The sequence below is a fragment of the Bradyrhizobium sp. AZCC 1693 genome (genome assembly GCF_036924745.1).
Classification (GTDB): domain Bacteria; phylum Pseudomonadota; class Alphaproteobacteria; order Rhizobiales; family Xanthobacteraceae; genus Bradyrhizobium.
The window spans coordinates 780,666-796,854 of sequence record NZ_JAZHSD010000001.1; the positions used below are offsets into that span (position 1 = coordinate 780,666).

The window sequence follows — 16,189 nt, forward strand, 5'->3', positions numbered from 1 at the left end:
ATCGATGAGCGAACTTTCGGCACCAAGGTTGAAGACAACCTTGGGCCTGAGATCCGCAAGCTCTACCGGTAGACCCGGCCCTGTTTCTGTCTTCGCCACCCCAAGGGTTCGTCCCGCCTGCCGGCGAGGCCAACCCCTTCCACTTGGTTTTGAGCATGATCTTTTCGGAAAACCGGTACCCACTTTTCCGGATCATGCTCTAACGCCGCAACTCGGTCGCCTGAGCCATTCGGCTCGTTTTTCAGCGCCGCTCGCCCCCGTTTCAAGGCAGACGAGCCCTCGATCCGTGCCTCGACCGGCCGACGGAGTGCTCGTTCAGGAACCCATTTGGGAGCGACCGGCGGGACCCAAAACTTAACTCGCGCCGTCCAGGAAGAAGGCTAGGCCAAACCCGTCGCGCCCGTCAAGGACTAGTACGAGTTCCTGAATCAAATACTAAATATGGTGGAAAGTGAGGGATAACAGGGGGTGATGCCGCCCCTGTGATGCCGCCAAGTATCAGTGAGTCCTCAGGGATTCCCAAGACAAAAAATTTGTTGCGAGGTGTGGAAACCACCTTCGCCCCGCTGTTCACAGGGCAGGTATTTTTTCAGCCGCCGGGATTGCCTTGACGAGACTCACGTAGGGCTACGGAGCGTGCTTCCGTAAGGCTACGGGGATGGAGGTCTGGCATGTCTGCGCATTCGCGGTCGGAAAGCCGGACAGGGCTGACGTTGACGGCCGATTCTGCGCCAATGGGCGGACAGTGCCGTCAGCGAATCGAGACCGGGGAGGGCGTCACCATCTCGCCGGACGATTGGCCGCGTCGGAGGTGAGTTCGGCGAGTAGCCAGCGCTTGAACACCTGAAGCGCGTGGTGGCGCTGCGTTCCCGGCGGATCGAACGTTAGTTCGCTCGCGCAGGCGATGCGAGCCAACTTGACATTTGCCTATATAGCAATAAGATTTGCCTTATAAGCAAATGGGAGAGCAGCGTGGTTTCGGCAGAAGCTGGCCGGCGCGCCCGCGAGGCGGCGCGCCTTGCCGCAATCGGAGCCGTCATTCGCAGGGCCCGTTCGGCGCGCAGTTTGACGCTCGATGAACTCGCCGGAATGGTCGGGCTATCAGTGACATTTCTCTCGCGGATCGAGCGCGGACTCATCGCGTGTTCGATCGGTAATCTGCTGGAAATTGCCGGCGTCCTTCAATTGCGGCCGGCCGAATTGTTTGCCGACATCGAAGGAGAGGACCGGACGCGCGCGTATCGCGTAGTGCGGTCAATCGATGCCGTTCCATCGAAGGGCGCGGACGCAGATTATGCCTGGCGGAAGCTTGCTTCGGGCATAGGCGGGCAGCGGCTGGAAACTTTCCTGCTCGAATTGTCGGCGAAACCGCGCAAGCCGACGCTGGTCGCGCATCCCGGCGAAGAAATGTGTTTCGTCCTCGAAGGCAGTGTCGAATTTCAGGTGGGCGACGAAACCATCGCGCTGGAGCGAGGTGATTCGATTCATTTGCGCTCAGACGTACCGCATATGGCGTGGGCGCGGGGGGCCGGCAGTGCACGCCTGCTCATGGTGACATCAATCGAAAATCAGTCGGCCATCGCGGTTGAGTGGTGGAGCAATATTGCGGGCAGAAAAAGCGAAAGAGAGAGCACGGCAAAAGGGAGAGCAAAATGAGTGCTGTCAGGAGCAAGGAGATTCCCGATACGGCGACCGCAAATGCGGAATTGACGACCGCGCGCGAAGCGTCGCGAAAGGACCACAAGCCTTACGAGGCGCGCCATTTGGACGAAGTCGAATGGGAGACGATCCGCTGGCCGGGCGAGACAGGCAAAATGCTTTTTCATCCGCGACCGGAGCGTCCGACCGAACCGAACGCGGGAATCCTGCGGCTCGAGCCCGGCGCCTATCACCCCGAGCACTACCATGGCTTCGCGCAGGTCTGGCATATCCTGAAAGGCGAATTTTCAATCGACGGAACGCTGCATGGTCCGGGAACGGTGCTGTTCCATCCAGACCCGCACTTTGAGGGCGAATTCCGCACCGAAACGGGCGGGGAGATATTCATCGTCCAGTATCCTGGTCCGACGACCGGTGAGCGCCCGATCTATGGCGGCCGGTTCAACATGGCGGAACGCAAGGCGGTTGCGAGCGAACGCGTCGATCTCTGAACCGGTGGATCACCCGATCTCAGGGGAGAAGCGAATTATGGTGTGCGCTGGCTGGAAGCTGATGTCTTCTTCCAGTCGGCAAGCCATTCTCTGAATCTTCCGCTGTCGCGCTCGCCGCCATGCCAGGCCGCGTGCACGGTGCCGTCGTCGGCTACCATGATGACGGCATCGAGCCCCCTGGAACGGCGTAGCGTATCGATCGCCTGCTGCGGCGTTTGCGCGATGGGACCCGCGACGTTGAAGGACGTGTTGACGGAGAGCTCGACGCCGATATGGCGGCCGAGCGCCTTCAGATAGGCATAGGTGAGGGGATCGTCTTCGGCGCGCACGATCTGGATGCGGCCGGTGCCGTCCGCATGGATGACGGCCGGAATTTTTTCGCGCGCATGCGGCTTCGAATGCGCCGTCAGCACCATGTAATTGTAGGCGTTGTAATCGGCGTCCGCGGCGCCGGGCAGCAGTTCGAAATATTCACGCGCGGCTTCCAGCGTTGCCATTGGCGCCAGAGGGCGAATGGCCTCGCGGTATTTGACGCGCTCGTTAAGCCGCTCGCGCGCTTCGGGATTGCAGGGGTTTGCGAGGATCGAACGGTGGCCGAGTGCGCGGGGACCTGTTTCGGCCGCGCCTTGATAGAGTGCGATCACGCCGCCTCGCGCGACCATGAATGCCATCAGGTCGGCGATCGCGTCGCGGCCTTCAGGCGTCGAGATATCGCCGATCCGTTGCGAGGCGATGTCATTGGCCTCGACCGCGCTGACGATATCCTCTTGCGACGGCGGCGTGCCGCAATAGAAGGCATGGGTCATCGGCGCGCCGCGCGGCGCGCCCGCCAGATGCGCGAACAGCCAGGCGGCGCCGATGGTGACGCCGGGATCGCCGGGGACCGGCGGCACCCACAGATGCAGGCGCGTGTTGCGCTGCTGCGCCTTGGCGAACCAGGCCTCATCGAAATGTTCGAGCAGCCGCATATTGCCGACCGCGTTCAACGCGACGCCGCCGGTCAGCACCAGCCGGCTGGCACCCGTGGCGCGCAACAGATGATCGACGACATGGATCATGGCGTCCTCGAACACCAGTTGCGTCGCGGCGGCCTTGTCGAGGCGGTTTTTGGTGTCGGGGCGGTGATGGATTTCCTCGACACGCAGCACTGCGTCCGGATTCCAGAGCTGGTCTGGCTTGAGCGGTTTGCCGAGTATCTCGGTGAGCGCCTGCTTGTAGGGATGATCGAAGGGATCGCAATACCAGTTCGCCATCGCGCGATTGAGCCGGACTTCGCCGTTCGCACCGAAATGCAGCACGTCCCGCAACCGCGCATAATAGGGATTGCTGGCGCGGTCCATGTCGCCCCATGCGGCGGCGCCCATGTAGCGGCCCTCGCTGGAAAGCCAGGTCCAGCCGCCCTGTGTCGACGAGATCACGCTGTAGAACGCGCCGAGTGAATCGAACATGCTGTCGTTGCAGTAGAGGCGGCGCATCGCGCCATTCTCAACCGCATAAAGCGAGATCGAGCCCTGATCGCCGGTGCCGTCAAGCACCGCAATCGCCGTCGGTTTGCCATCATCGGCGAATGGCGAGGCGGCGTAGGAAAACCAGGCGTGGTTGTCGTGATGCGGCAGGCAGATCAGCGGCACGCGCTCGGCAAGCCCGAGCTGGCGGGCGAGGATCTTCGGCGTCCGCGTCATCTGGTCGAGGCGGCGGCCGTCGAAGCCGGCAGCTTCAGTGGTGCGTACCAGCTTGAAGCTCTGCGGCATTTCCTCGACCACCGAGCGCGCCAGCGTGCCGGCCAGCGTTGGATAATCCCAGCTGGTGAGCCAGGCATCGATATCGCCGATATCGCGGCCCATCTCCCGCAGCGTCGCTACCGCCGCGTCGACCGACAGTTTTGGATACTCGGTCGTGTGCTTGTTGCCCGAAAAGCGCTCTTCCTCGTTGTTGACGATCAGCCGTGGCCCGTCCGCCTGCGTCACCTCGACCAACGCCAGACCCGAATTATGCGTGCCGGGCGCGCCGAGGCCCGCGAGATAGACCGTTTCGCCTCGCGCGAGCTTGTCGCGCACATGCGCGATCCGCGCATCGGCGAATTCCGAGCCGAGCTGGTGAAATCCCGCAACCCCCATGGTTTTCGCCGCCAGCCAGCGCGCGAAACGGAAGCCCGCGGCGGCGAGCCTGGGATGCCGCGGACCAATTCGTATGTCTGGTTTCAACCTGTCCAACCTGGCCTTGAACGCATGATCTTGCACGCATGGTAATGACGCGAACCTGCATCAATCACAATTGGCGCCGGGCAACAATGCCGTTTCGTCATACGGAATAAGCACATGCTTGCAAGCGTTGATGCGACTTGCGAGACTTGCCCGCAACAAGACTGAAAAAGGGGAGAAAACGATGCCGGTTCGCATGCAGAATCTTGTTGCCATGACGGCGCTCGCCGTCGCTGCAATGGTCGCCACCACAGCCCACGCACAGAAGAAATACGATTCCGGCGCCAGCGATAGCGAAATCAAGATCGGCAATATCATGCCGTATAGCGGCCCGGCCTCGTCTTATGGCGTGATCGGGAAGGCGCAGGCGGCCTATTTCAACAAGATCAACGCCGAGGGCGGCATCAACGGCCGCAAGATCAACTTCATCAGCTATGACGACGCCTTCAGCCCTCCAAAGGCGGTCGAACAGGCGCGCAAGCTGGTCGAAAGCGACGAGGTGTTGCTGATCTTCCAGCCGCTCGGAACGCAATCGAACTCCGCCATCCAGAAATACATGAACGCCAAGAAGGTGCCGCAGCTCTTCGTCGCGACCGGTGCAACCAAATGGGGCGACCCGCAGAATTTTCCGTGGACCATGGGCTGGCAGCCCAACTATCAGAGCGAAGGCCGCATCTACGCCGCCTACATCCTGAAGAATTTTCCAAACGGCAAGATCGCAGCGCTCTGGCAGAATGACGATGCCGGCAAGGACCAGATGAAAGGGTTGCGCGATGGTCTCGGCGACAAGGCGAGCATGATCATCGCCGACAAGTCCTACGAGGTCTCCGACCCCACCATCGACTCGCAGATCGTCGCGCTGAAGGATTCCGGCGCCGATATCATGATGACCTGGGCGGCGCCAAAGGGCGCGGCGCAGGCGATCCGCAAGGTCGCCGAGCTCGGATGGAAGCCGGTCTATTTCCTCGGCAACGTCTCGACCTCGGTGGCGGCGGTGCTCAAGCCGGCCGGCCTCGATAATTCGAAAGGCATTATTTCAACCGCCTATCTGAAGGATCCGACCGATCCGTTGTGGAAGGACGATCCGGGCATCAAGGGCTGGCTAGCCTTCATGGACAAATATTTTCCCGACGGCGACAGGACCAACATCAACAACATCTACGGCTACGCGAGCGCGCAGACCATGGTGCAGGTGCTGAAACAGTGCGGCGACAATCTCACGCGCGAGAACGTGATGAAGCAGGCCGCGAGCCTGAAGGATTTCACCAGCGAGGTGCTGCTGCCCGGCATCAAGGTCAACACGGCCGCCAACGACTTCTTCCCGATCGAACAGATGCAGTTGATGAAGTTCAACGGCGAGGCCTGGGAAGTGTTCGGCGACATCATCACCGGGGAGGTCGGGCATTAGAGGGTAGGGCACTACAGCGTGGTGCCCTTCCTCGACGGTCACTATCCCGGAATATCCGGCTCCACGAGTGATGCGAGCTGGGCGAGCGACTGTTGCCAGCCGAGATAACATGCTTCGACCGGAATCACCGTCGGCAAGTTTGTCTGTTCGATGTTGATTTCGGTTCCGACCGAAACCGCCTTCAGGATCACGGTGACCTCAATGACGCCAGGCAAATTGGGATCGTCGAAACGATCAGTATAGCGGATACGCTCGTTGGGCACGATCTCCAGATATTCTCCGCCGAACGAATGGCCCGTATTCGTGGTGAAATTCGTGAACGACATCCTGAATGTGCCGCCAACCTTCGCTTCCAAATGGTGGACCTTGCAGGTGAATCCATAGGGCGGCAGCCACTTGGCCATGGCTTCCGCATCAAGGAAGGCGCGAAAAACCTTTTCCGGCTTGGTGGCGAGGACGCGATGCAAACGAACGGTATTGCCTTGGGACATGACGTTATTTTCTCCATTACTGAGCGGAGTATATCGCAGGATTTGGTTGGGTTAGCTCCGTCTCTGCCACAAGGACGCCTGGCCTCCCTGCGAGCCGACATGGGGCCAAAAAAAATTTCACTGACGCGGGGCGCGCCGGTTCCGTTTTAGGTGACGGTAGAATTGCGAGGGTAGAACAGGGGAAGTATTCCACGCGCGCGATCGACATGCGAGCGCGCCAGTTCTGACGGCCCGATGCTAGCCTGAGCTCAGTCTCACTCCCGTGGGCAGCGGCATCGCCGTCGCCCGGCGCCGCCGGGATGCATGCAGCGACATGCCGCCAGCGATGCCCACGCCAAGCACGTACAGCCAGCCTTCGTGGAAATCGAACAGATGCGAATTCAGGAGTGAGCTGATGACGTTTTGAACGACGACGACGAGCCCGATCCACGCCGCGAGCGTCCGTCCGGTGAACAGCAGGAGATGGTTGAGCCACATGGCGTAGAGCAGCATGACGCCGAGCAGCCCCCACTGCACCGCGACGGCAAGCGTCTGGTTGTGCGGGTTGCTGACCATCTCGGCCTCCAGCCCGGTTTGGCCTACCGCATCGCGCTCGAATTGCGCCTTGATCGAGCCGGTGCCGTGGCCGAGCAATGGGGCCTCGGCAACGAACTTGATCGACTTGCGCCAGTAGGTCAGCCGTTGCGCCGTCGATGCGATTCCGCTGATGTCGCGCGCCTGATATTCGACGCCGATGTCGCCGATGCGCTGGCGCAGATAGGGGGAGTGCGTCCAGATCAGCGAACCGGCGACGATCGCGCCTGCGAGCAGTGCGAGCATCGGACGCCGGCCGAGATAACGCGAGGCAAACAATACCAGCAGAATCGCCATGTAGATCAGCGCGGTCCGGGCCAGCGCCACGAACAGCATGTTGGCGATGAAGGCCAACGCCAATGCGAGATAGCCGGCGGCCAGCTTCCATTTTCCCCAGCGCCACGCGATCAGCGCCGGCAGGGCCAGCGCGAACGCGCAGAGCGCGAATTCCTGGCTCTGGTCGATATAGTTCTTGACAGGGACGCCGGCGGAGACGGTGTGCGCGAGCTTCAGGCCGGGGACGAACAGCACGATCCAGGACAGGAACATCAACAGCGTGCACGAAGCGAGGAAGGCGATCAAAACCCAGGCGCCGCGTTGGGTTTGCTGGAAGTGGTAGAGAAGGAACGGGATCAGCAGCAGCTTCGCCACCGGCTTGATCCCGTGCAGCCGCACCGCCCAGGGGCCGTCCACCCACAGGGTGCCAAGGACGGCAAGCGCCAGCAACAGGAGCGGCAAGACGCAGGCCGGATGGCCCAGATCGCGCCCGAACGCCTCCCAATCGATGATGGGAGCGACAACGATCACCCAAAGCCCGACCAGGATGGAGGTCGCCGAGGTCGACCATGGCAGCGAGGCCGCCATCATCACGGCAAGGCCGTCAACGGCCAGCAGCCAGGTCGCCGAGCGGCGCCAACTGTGGAACCGATCAAGCCAATGCGAAAGTCTCGGTGAAAGTCTCGTGGGTGCGTGCATTGCGCCGGATTCGACCGTCATATGCTGTTATCCCGGATATCCCTGATATCCCTGATATCCCGGCGCGCTTAGGTGCCGTGCGCGGCGAGGCCGTCAAAGGCCGGTGCTGCGGCAACCGGAACCTGGACAAGGCGGTCGGTGGACTTGCCATGGGCAAGAAGGTCGCGTGCCTGGGTTTCGTGGCCGAAACGCGTGGCGAGCTCTGCGCGCTGTCCTCGGATCTTCTCGCGCCATTCCTCCTGCCGCGACAACACCCGTGTCACCGAAGCGCAGATCGACTCGGTCGAGAACGGGTCGAAATAATCGGCGAGTTCTCCGGCTACCTCGTGGAATACCGCGATGTCAGAGCAGAGCACCGGTGTATTGGCGGCAAATGCCTCGATGATCGGAACGCCAAAGCCTTCGGCGAAACTCGGCATGATCAGGCCGTCGGCGCCGGCGATCAGCGCGATCTTTTCATGTTCTTCGACATAGCCGGTGAAGTGGACGTTCGGCGGCAGGTTGCGCATCTGGCCGATGGCGCCGGCTTGTCCGATCACGATGAGATCGGCCTGCGGCAGACGGCGGAAGGCGCGGATGACCGCGGTGAGGTTCTTGCGCGGTTCGTTCGAGACGATGACGACAAATCCGGGCTGGGCGGAGCGCGCCGTCGGCACAGCTCCGTGCTGCACCTCCGGCAGGTCGAAGCGGGTGCGCGGGTAGACCACCCGCGCCGGCAGATGCGCGAACTGCGGAAGCAGGGCGCGGAAGCGGTTCATGCTGTAGTTCGATACGAAGGCCAGTTCGTCGGCCTGCTGCAGGCTGGTGAAGAGTCGCGACAGGAACAGGCGCGTCGCGACATCGCTCAGCTTCAGATCGGTAATCGGCAGCAGGTCATGCACCACGCAGATGACCTTGGTGTCGGGGCCGCGCTGGATCGCGGCCCGGGTCGGCGTATCGATCAGAACGACGTCGTAGCCGCGGGCGTCGACCCGGGGCGGCGGCAGCCGGGTCAGGGCAGAGGCATCCTGATAGCAGTAAAATCCGGGCTCCAGCATGAAGTTGCGGAACAATTCGAGATGACGCAGGTCAGTCGGGACATATTCCAGATCAGCTGTCCTGTTTTCGATCAGTTTGATCCGCATCGGCAGCAGACCCATGGCGCGCAGGAACGAGACCAACACTTCCCATGAGGCGGCGGCGCGGAGCTTGTGACCGATCCAGTCGGCGGTCCTGCGCAATGCGCCACGCGCGCTTGGCGCATTCATGTCGGATTCGTCGAGGAAACGGTAAAGCGCGAGCAGCTCGATCAGACGTGAATCGCGAGGCAGCAGCGGCGTCTGCTGCTGACGGCGGCGCATTTTGCGATAGCGCCGCGAGGTCTCCACCACGAGCGTGAGGTTGTGGCCTTCGGCTGCAAGCGAGCGGATCAGCTCACGCGTGAAGTGAAAGATGCCGCGTTTGTGGTTCGGCTCGCCGAGCGCTTCACTGACGACAAGGATCTTCTTCATGCGCGCTTCTCTCGCAGGCTGAGTTGATGTGCGGCCGGTGCGTCGACATGGATCGTGCTGGCGATGCGGCCGTGGTCGAGGTTGATGATGGTGTTGCAGGTGCGGCGCAACAGCGGCTGGTCATGGGAGGCGATGATCACGATCGCAGCGCTCTCGACCAGCTTGAGCAGGCGCTTTTCCGCCTTTGCCGAAAAATTCTCGTCGACCACGCTCAACCATTCGTCGAGCAGCAGGATGTCGGCGGGGAAGGCGGTCGCGGTGGCAAACAGCACGCGCATCAGCATGCCTGAGGAGAACATGCGCAACGGCAGGCGTTGCATACGCGGTTCGAGCTCGGTGAATGCCCATATCTCGTCGATGATCGCTTGCGTCGGCTTTTGGCCACTGATCCGCAGCAGCAGGCTGATATTGTCAGCGGCGACGAAATCGAGATTGGCGCCGGCGTTGAGGCCGAGAAGCGGCACGATATTGCCCGATATCGCGACGTTGCCACGGGTGGCCGGAAACACGCCGGCAATCAGCCGCAGCAGCGTCGATTTGCCGGAACCGTTGGGCCCGGCAAGGCCGATGCGCGCGCCGGCGGCGGCTTCCATCGAGACGTCGTCGATCGCGCGGATCATCCGCATCTCGCCGGGCTCGCGGATCAGACGCCCGATCAGCCGGCGCTTGAGCGAGAAATCGTATGCGCCATAGAGCGGATAGTCGAGGCAGACGTTGCGAAGGCTGATTCTTGCCATGCGTCAGATCCAGAATGCGGCCTTGCGCAGATGGCTAACGGCCACCGCGCTCGCCACCGCGAGGATTGCCAGGCACGTCAGCGCATAGATGACGCTTCCGATCGCGACGTGACCGGTGGCCAGCGGCTCACGCCAGATCGCGAACAGATGCGTCAGGGGATTGAGGCGCAGCACCGTCGAGCCGCGGTTGATCATCTCCGGGGTCCAGATGATCGGCGAAGACAGGAACGCCAGCGTCAGCGACGATTCGACGATCGGCTTGATGTCGCGGAAGCGCGTCGCCAGTGCGCCGAGAACGAGACTGAGGCCAATAGTGCAGAGGACGAAGAGCGCCAGGCCGGGTACCGCAGCCAGCGCGCCGCTTGGATCAGACGGCGTCAGCGCCAGCCAGAGCACCAGCGGCACACAGGCATTGTGGAGCGCGAACAGCGCCTGCCGGAACGTACACTGCAACAGAAAGATCAGCGGCGGCAGCGCGCGATCCTTGATCAGGCTGGCCGAGTTCTGCAGCGCCGTGGTGGCGTCGAGCACGACGCCGTTGAGGAAGGTCCATGCCGTGAGGCTGAGCGCGAGCATGGGCAGGCGCGCGACCGCGCTGTCGTTGGAGAGATGGCCGATCACCGACCCCAGTACGGCGACCATGATGGCCATCTGGAACGACATCCAGAAGGGTCCAAGGAGGGAGCGGACGTAGCGGTGACGCATGTCGGACCAGGCAAGCGCCGCCGCAATCCGTATCGCGCTAAGGAGATCGGTCGCCTCGGGTCGCGGCGCGGGGGCTGGTACGCGTGCGACCTTTGCGGCGATGACCTGGCGATACACCGTCTCAACTCCCTCCTTGAAGGCTGTGGTGGAATATTTCGTGATGGCGCGTTGGCGCGCAGCCAGGCCCATCCGCTGACGCCGTTCGGGATCGGCGATCAGCGTGTTGATGGCGTCGCCGAGCTTTCGGGCGTCGCCCGGCGGCACGGTGATGGCCTCGATCCCGTCGCGCGCCACGTGCGGAACGCCGGTATCGAGCGCGGTGTTGACGATGGGACGGCCCGCCGCCATCGCCTCGAGCTGAACCAGGCCGAACGTCTCCGCGCTGGTTACCGACGGCATCACGAACACATCGGCGATCGACATCAGCTTGACGCGTTCGCTCTCCGGAACGGAGCCGAGCAGGCGAACGCGATCCTGAACGCCGAGGCTCTCGATCAGTTGCTCGAGCCGTTCCCGTTCGCGGCCTTCACCGACGATCCAGACCTCAAACGACTGGCCAACGGCGGCGCGGACCAGCACATCAAAGCCCTTGTAGGGGACGAGACGGCCGCAGGCGAGGACCAGCCGTCCGCGCGTGTTGACGCGGTCGTGCCATGGCGTCGCCCGGTGATATTTCGCGACATCCACGCCGAATGGAACGGTGTGGCATTTGCCTGCGAACTCGCGGAGCAGGGGCGTATTCTCGACGAGGGCTGTGTCGGACACGATGATCGCATCCGCCCGCCGCAGCGTTCGCCGCATCAAAGGCTCCACGAAGGGCCGCAACGCGGCGTGTGAAACGATGTCCGCATGCCAGTGGACGACCAGCGGCCGGTTGCGGCCAAGTCCGAATGCGAACACGAGGTCGGCGAGCGGGAAGGGCGCATGCAGCGCGAGCAGATCGTGCTCGGCGATCCGGCGCCACAATCGCAACGGATAGGTCGGCGCTGCCGGCAGCGACAGCACATCTCCGAACGAGCGCACCCGTTCCACCGCGACGTCGTTGACGACGATCTGGCTGCTCCCGCCGCCGCTGGAACAGACCAGGACACCAGCCGAGAAGATATCCTTCAGGCCCGCGCAGACGTCGCGGATCACTGAAAGCGTCCCGCCGAACAAATCGGGGTAGTAGACCTTGAAGATGTGAAGCACCGACGGACGCCGGGCGGACTGGTTTGCGGGGATCATGGACTGCTATGAGTTCCGAGTTTGCGCTTCGCAGGTTTGCTCTTCGCAGTGGCGTTCGACCCGCCTGTTCAGGAATTTTCGAATCGCGGGGATGTTGAACTCGATCTTTTCGGGCCGCGTTGGGTATGAGGGCGCACGTGTCTTGCGCTCGACCACCACCCGCTTGCCTTCGTGCGGCGTCAGGACGATGGCGATGGATGTCGCGTCCGCGTTCGCTCTCAGCGCGCCATGCACGCGGCCGGCATATTCGCCGGCGCGCAAGACGTCTAAACCGAAGGCAAGCAGCCGGCCGTAAACGTAGAGCGTGAGCAGATCGGTTTCGTCGAAGGTGCGGGGAGAGCCGGGGACAGCGCCCGGCAGGCAGGGATAACCGCCGGTAGCGATCGTCAGGATGAAGTCGTCATAGGGGACGTCCGCCGTCCTGCACGCATCCGCCAGCCACAAGTCGAAGCGCATGGAATTATACCAATCGTCAGCGGGCGAGCAGTGCGACGACGAACGGCGCCGCCAGTCCGGCGAGGAAGACCACGGCGCGCAGCAGCGCCGGCAGCATTGGTGCGATGGCTGCGCGCCCGTCCAAGGCATTTCTGGTGGAAGCAGCGGAAACTCGGACCGAGAGGCGAGACATGCGTCGATTTCCCCGTGGTTGATGTTTCCCTAATATGTGGGAAAAATTCACACGTCAATCCTAATCGACAAAAAAGTGGGATTGTATCCCACGCCGAAAGCCGGTACGATTTCACCATGAACGCCAAGTCCCGGGATCCGAAGCCGGCCTCGCACCAGCCGAACGCCGCGGCGAAGCTGCATGCGCCGCTGGCGCGGCTGTTGCGTCCGCTGGTCCGGCTTTGCATACGCAGCGGCATGACATTTCCGGCACTGGCGCAGTTGTTGCGCGAACTCTTTGTCAACGTCGCCGAGCACGACTTCGCGCTGGAGGGCAAAGAGCAGACCGACAGCCGCGTCAGCCTGCTCACCGGCATCCACCGCAAGGAGGTGGCGCGGCTGCGCGGCGCCGGCGCGCCGGTCCATGAGGCGCCGGCCACGCTGTCACGCACCAGCGCGATCATCGCGCGCTGGCTCGCCGCGCCGGAATTCACCGATGCGAAAGGCGAGCCGCTGCCGCTGCCGCGCACGGCCGACGACGATGCGCCATCGTTCGAGCAACTGGTCGAGTCGATCACCAAAGACGTGCGCCCGCGCGCGGTGCTCGACGAATGGCTGGACCGCAAGCTCGTCGTCATCAATGACGATGACGAGATCGTGCTGATCGACACCGGCTTCGTCCCGCGCGGCGACGACGATCGCAAATGGCACTATCTCGGCCGAAACCTGCATGATCATGTCGCAGCCGCCGCGGAGAACGTTTCCGGTCCGGCGCCGCGCTTCCTGGAGCGCGCGGTGCACTACGACGGTTTGTCGCCGAAACTGGCGAAGCGGCTGGAGGCGCGTTCGCGCGAGCTTGCGATGGAGGCATTGAAGGTCGCGAACCGCGAAGCCAACCGCGCGCTCGCCAAGGACAAGGGCGGCAACAGCCGGTGGAATTTCGGCGTCTACGTCTTTCACGAAGACCTCGACGGCCCCTCCGATGACGGCAGCGAAGGCGGCCTGTCATGACAAAGCCTCCGATCATCTCGCGTCGCTTGCTGCTGGCGGGATTTTGGCTCGCCGGGACCTCCTCGTTGTGGGCGCAGGTCAGGCGCGGCAACGATCAAGGCATCGGCGGAACCGGGATTTCGCGCGGCGATGATCACGGCATCGGCGGCACCGGCATCGTCGGCGTCATCCAGCGCTTCGGCAGCATCTTCGTCAACGGCGAACGCATCGGCTACGCGTCTGACGTGCCGGTGCGTATCGACGGCGAGGCTGCGTCGGTGAAGGCGCTGCGGATCGGGCATGTCGCGCGCGTGGTGGCGCAGCGCCAGGCCAACGGCACGCTGACCACCAACCGCATCGACGCGGTCAGCGAGGTCGTGGGGCCGATCGAAGGCGTCAAGGGCGGCGAGATGACCGTCCTCGGCCAGAAGGTCGCGTGGACCGGCCGTGAAAACTGGCGCGTCGGCACGCAGGTGGCGGTCTCGGGACTGCGGCGCACCGACGGCGTGATCGTCGCAAGCCTGGTCGAGCAGCGTCGCAATGCGACGGCGCGGGTGACAGGGCCGCTCGAACGGGATCGTGACGGCCTGCGGATCGGCGGCCTGCGGCTCGATGGCGTCGATGCTGCGCTCGTCGGTCAACGCGTTCAGGCCGAGGGACGCGTCGCACCGGGCGGCAAGCTGCAGATCTCGCGCGCACGAGCCGACGACCTCTCGGATTTATCCGGCGCCACGCGCCTGTCGATCGAAGCCTATGTGCGGCGCGTCGGCGCCAATCTGCAGCTCGGTTCGGGTTATGTGGCGCGCGACTCGTCGCGCTTCGAGCCGGGACAGGATACGCGCGTGGTGGTGAATGCCGTCCGCGACGGCTTGCAGGGCATGCGCGTTGAATCGGTCCAGTCGGTGAGCCACTTCCCGGGATCCTCGATGCAGGGCCCGCGCGCGCCGGATCGTGCGCCCGGCGGAACGCCGGGGCACGGCGGTGGCGGACACAATGTCCCCGGCGGCAATCGTCCTGATGCGCCCGGCGGGCGCGGCCCCGGTTCTAGCGATCCTCCCGGCGGCGGTCCTGGTGGACCCGGCGGTGGTTTTGGACCTCCGGGCGGTGGTCCAGGCGGTCCCGGTGGCTTCGGCGGTGGGCCGGGTGGCGGCTTCGGTGGAGGCGGGCGCCGCTGACGGCCGGTCTCCGCATCGCGTGGCCGCGGCCGCGCGGGAGGCGCGCCGTGTGTCTTTCTTCAGGTTTTAGGGGTGGGCTCCTAGCCCGAGCTGAGCCTGACGCCGGCGCGCAAAAACTTCTGCGGGTCGACGGCATCGCCGTCGATCCGCGTTTCATAATGCAGATGCGGGCCGGTGGAGCGGCCGGTCGAGCCGACCGCGCCAATCACCTGTCCGATCTTGATGACGTCGCCGACCTTGACGTGAATTTCCGAGAGATGGCCGTAGCGGGTCGACAACCCGTTGCCGTGGTCGATCTCCACCATGCGGCCATAGCCGCCCATCCATCCCGAGGACAGCACCTTGCCATTCGCGGTGGCGCGGACGGGATCGCCGGTGGCGGCGCGGAAATCCAGGCCGGTGTGCATGGCGGGGCGGCCGAGGAAGGGATCGCTGCGGACACCGAAGCCCGAGGTGAATTCGACCTCGCCGACAACAGGCTTGCGGTAGGGCACCAGCGCCAGCGTCGCGTTGAGACGCTGCATCTGCGAACGGGTGATGTTGATCCGGTAGAGCTGGCGCTCGAACGCGCCGGCGTCGGCCGAAAGCTTCACCGGCACGAACGGGCCGCCGATGGCCGAGCGCGGCGTCGCGGCTTCGAGCTGCGCCATGTCGAGGCCAAGATCGGTGAACACGCCGCGCATCCGGCGCAGGCGCGATTCCATGCCGTCCTCGACCGAGCTCAAGGCCGCCATCTGCCGCCGCTCGACGGAATCGAGCGAGCTCTGCAGGCGAACCAGCACGTTGTCGACGCCCTGAACCTTGGCGAACTGATTGGGCTGCGGCTTGACGACGACGGGCGCGCGCGATTCCAGCCGCGCTTCGCGATCCGGCGGCGCCACGAAGATCACGGTATCGCTGATCGGAGAGGGTTTCAGGCTACCGGAAGCCGGCGTCTCCACGGCCGCGCCGCGGGCCGGAGGCCTGATCGAACCGGTGGCCGCGGTATCCGGGATCGAGCCGAGGGCCGTGGCGCGCGATTCGAGCGCGGTCTGGCGGCGCATGATCTGGTCGAGCTTCTGGTCGAACTGTTCCTGATCGAGCAACTGGCGGCTCGTGGTGCGGTCGACCTTGGCGCGCAGCTCCGCGATGCGGTCTTCATAGGCGTATTGCATTTCGGCCTGACGGGCGATCAGCCGGGTCAGGACGTCGTCGCGAAACGCGAAATAGGTGGCAGTCGCCGCAGACCACATGCCGAGCAACACGATCGTGCCGACAACGATCCAGAATACGACAGGGCCGAGCCGGACTTGCTTGCCGGCATGAACGATGGTGTAGCCGTCACCGTCTATCGCAGCGGCCTTTGCCACATAGGAGGCGGGCCGGCGGGGCGGCGTCCGGCCATGATCGTGGGGATGGTGGTGATCGGAATAATGGTGACCGGAACGGTACGACATCGGCACTCCCGCGCCGGTCGGAGAT

General features: G+C 63.6%; 14 protein-coding genes. 5 read left to right on the top strand and 9 right to left on the bottom strand.

All coding sequences use genetic code 11. The annotated features are described in order from the left end of the window. The first annotated feature begins 972 nt into the window (after positions 1–972). Together V1293_RS03895 and V1293_RS03900 are read left to right on the top strand one after the other, a co-directional pair. Positions 973–1,656: a helix-turn-helix domain-containing protein gene (locus V1293_RS03895; RefSeq protein ID WP_334506848.1), complete on the top strand. Its 684-nt coding sequence runs from the start codon at positions 973–975 to the stop codon at positions 1,654–1,656. After that, positions 1,653–2,150, top strand: a complete 498-nt coding sequence (locus tag V1293_RS03900; RefSeq protein WP_334506849.1) for a cupin domain-containing protein — start codon at positions 1,653–1,655, stop codon at positions 2,148–2,150. The genes V1293_RS03895 and V1293_RS03900 overlap by 4 nt, the downstream gene beginning before the upstream one ends. A gap of 35 nt (positions 2,151–2,185) precedes the next feature. Here V1293_RS03900 and V1293_RS03905 read toward each other — a convergent pair whose 3' ends face one another. Beyond that, complete coding sequence (locus V1293_RS03905; RefSeq protein ID WP_334506850.1) at positions 2,186–4,354, bottom strand: carbamoyltransferase C-terminal domain-containing protein; 2,169 nt, start codon at positions 4,352–4,354, stop codon at positions 2,186–2,188. 181 nt (positions 4,355–4,535) lie between these two features. On the opposite strand from V1293_RS03905, the gene V1293_RS03910 reads away from it, so the two are divergent. Then, positions 4,536–5,759, top strand: a complete 1,224-nt coding sequence (locus tag V1293_RS03910) for an ABC transporter substrate-binding protein (RefSeq protein ID WP_334506852.1) — start codon at positions 4,536–4,538, stop codon at positions 5,757–5,759. A 41-nt stretch (positions 5,760–5,800) separates the two neighbouring features. On the opposite strand, the gene V1293_RS03915 is transcribed toward V1293_RS03910, so the two are convergent. The 7 genes from V1293_RS03915 to V1293_RS03945 all read right to left on the bottom strand — a co-directional run bounded on the left by V1293_RS03915 (position 5,801) and on the right by V1293_RS03945 (position 12,585). Beyond that, positions 5,801–6,250: an SRPBCC family protein gene (locus V1293_RS03915; protein WP_334506854.1), complete on the bottom strand. Its 450-nt coding sequence runs from the start codon at positions 6,248–6,250 to the stop codon at positions 5,801–5,803. Positions 6,251–6,487: 237 nt separating this feature from the next. Beyond that, a complete protein-coding gene (locus tag V1293_RS03920) occupies positions 6,488–7,819 on the bottom strand; it encodes an O-antigen ligase family protein (RefSeq protein ID WP_442894205.1) in 1,332 nt (443 codons plus the stop codon). Positions 7,820–7,866: 47 nt separating this feature from the next. Then, a complete protein-coding gene (locus V1293_RS03925) occupies positions 7,867–9,288 on the bottom strand; it encodes a glycosyltransferase family 4 protein (RefSeq protein ID WP_334506856.1) in 1,422 nt (473 codons plus the stop codon). Next, the gene (locus tag V1293_RS03930) at positions 9,285–10,025 is read right to left on the bottom strand and encodes an ABC transporter ATP-binding protein (protein WP_334506858.1); all 741 of its coding nucleotides are present in this window, start codon (positions 10,023–10,025) and stop codon (positions 9,285–9,287) included. The genes V1293_RS03925 and V1293_RS03930 overlap by 4 nt, the downstream gene beginning before the upstream one ends. Positions 10,026–10,028: 3 nt before the next feature. Next, complete coding sequence (locus tag V1293_RS03935) at positions 10,029–11,957, bottom strand: glycosyltransferase (RefSeq protein ID WP_334506859.1); 1,929 nt, start codon at positions 11,955–11,957, stop codon at positions 10,029–10,031. A 6-nt stretch (positions 11,958–11,963) separates the two neighbouring features. Next, on the bottom strand, positions 11,964–12,401 hold the full coding sequence (locus tag V1293_RS03940; protein WP_334506861.1) for a hypothetical protein: 438 nt from the start codon (positions 12,399–12,401) through the stop codon (positions 11,964–11,966). Between the two features lie 28 nt (positions 12,402–12,429). Then, positions 12,430–12,585 (bottom strand): hypothetical protein, encoded by a 156-nt coding sequence (locus V1293_RS03945; RefSeq protein WP_334506863.1) that lies wholly within the window; start codon positions 12,583–12,585, stop codon positions 12,430–12,432. 116 nt (positions 12,586–12,701) lie between these two features. Between V1293_RS03945 and V1293_RS03950 the strand changes: the two genes are divergently transcribed. Both V1293_RS03950 and V1293_RS03955 read left to right on the top strand, forming a co-directional pair. Further along, a complete protein-coding gene (locus tag V1293_RS03950) occupies positions 12,702–13,574 on the top strand; it encodes a DUF6502 family protein (protein ID WP_334506864.1) in 873 nt (290 codons plus the stop codon). Then, a complete protein-coding gene (locus tag V1293_RS03955) occupies positions 13,571–14,728 on the top strand; it encodes a DUF5666 domain-containing protein (protein ID WP_334506866.1) in 1,158 nt (385 codons plus the stop codon). The genes V1293_RS03950 and V1293_RS03955 overlap by 4 nt, the downstream gene beginning before the upstream one ends. An 80-nt stretch (positions 14,729–14,808) precedes the next feature. On the opposite strand, the gene V1293_RS03960 is transcribed toward V1293_RS03955, so the two are convergent. Beyond that, positions 14,809–16,164, bottom strand: coding sequence for a M23 family metallopeptidase (locus V1293_RS03960; protein ID WP_334506868.1), 1,356 nt, complete (start codon positions 16,162–16,164; stop codon positions 14,809–14,811). Between the last annotated feature and the right edge of the window lie 25 nt (positions 16,165–16,189).

Bases quoted from the DNA above. Each gene is read 5' to 3' on its own strand.
- V1293_RS03900 (WP_334506849.1), top strand. From the start codon at position 1,653: ATGAGTGCTGTCAGGAGCAAGGAGATTCCCGATACGGCGACCGCAAAT.
- V1293_RS03910 (WP_334506852.1), top strand. From the start codon at position 4,536: ATGCCGGTTCGCATGCAGAATCTTGTTGCCATGACGGCGCTCGCCGTC.
- V1293_RS03915 (WP_334506854.1), bottom strand. From the start codon at position 6,250: ATGTCCCAAGGCAATACCGTTCGTTTGCATCGCGTCCTCGCCACCAAG.
- V1293_RS03920 (WP_442894205.1), bottom strand. From the start codon at position 7,819: ATGACGGTCGAATCCGGCGCAATGCACGCACCCACGAGACTTTCACCG.
- V1293_RS03925 (WP_334506856.1), bottom strand. From the start codon at position 9,288: ATGAAGAAGATCCTTGTCGTCAGTGAAGCGCTCGGCGAGCCGAACCAC.
- V1293_RS03930 (WP_334506858.1), bottom strand. From the start codon at position 10,025: ATGGCAAGAATCAGCCTTCGCAACGTCTGCCTCGACTATCCGCTCTAT.
- V1293_RS03935 (WP_334506859.1), bottom strand. From the start codon at position 11,957: ATGATCCCCGCAAACCAGTCCGCCCGGCGTCCGTCGGTGCTTCACATC.
- V1293_RS03945 (WP_334506863.1), bottom strand. From the start codon at position 12,585: ATGTCTCGCCTCTCGGTCCGAGTTTCCGCTGCTTCCACCAGAAATGCC.
- V1293_RS03950 (WP_334506864.1), top strand. From the start codon at position 12,702: ATGAACGCCAAGTCCCGGGATCCGAAGCCGGCCTCGCACCAGCCGAAC.
- V1293_RS03955 (WP_334506866.1), top strand. From the start codon at position 13,571: ATGACAAAGCCTCCGATCATCTCGCGTCGCTTGCTGCTGGCGGGATTT.
- V1293_RS03960 (WP_334506868.1), bottom strand. From the start codon at position 16,164: ATGTCGTACCGTTCCGGTCACCATTATTCCGATCACCACCATCCCCAC.